The 314-nt window shown below is 44.6% G+C and carries 1 pseudogene; it reads left to right on the top strand.

Annotation, left to right across the window (positions count from 1 at the left end):
* Positions 1–314: pseudogene (locus tag RC73_RS20875) on the top strand (hypothetical protein); the annotation flags it as partial.

Genomic DNA, 314 nt, shown 5'->3' with positions numbered 1-314 from the left:
CACCTCGGGTTATGGTCAGCCGCAGTTCTCTATCGATATCTATCATCAGGATGATAAGGCAGAAAAGCAAGGGGTGATAATCGGTGAGCATAGGCTTGAGCAATGGCTGGAGTATGTGGAGGAATTGCGCAGTAAAGCAGACAGATATCGACCCACAAAATACGTTATTAAAGACTTGGAACGAGAACTGAAGACGGTGGTTTTTTATGAGGGCTCTAGACGTAGTAGTCCTGAATCAAATACAAAACATAAGTTTGCCAGCTTTTTTTTCAAGGATTTTCCGGAGCAGCAGTTGGGACTCAGCATTGATGGCC

Origin of the sequence: Shewanella sp. ECSMB14102 (assembly GCF_000813075.1) — a bacterium.
GTDB classification, from domain to species: Bacteria; Pseudomonadota; Gammaproteobacteria; order Enterobacterales; family Shewanellaceae; genus Shewanella; species Shewanella indica.
Note: the sequence above shows the minus strand (reverse complement) of the source record. Positions and strands in the feature narration are given on the sequence as shown.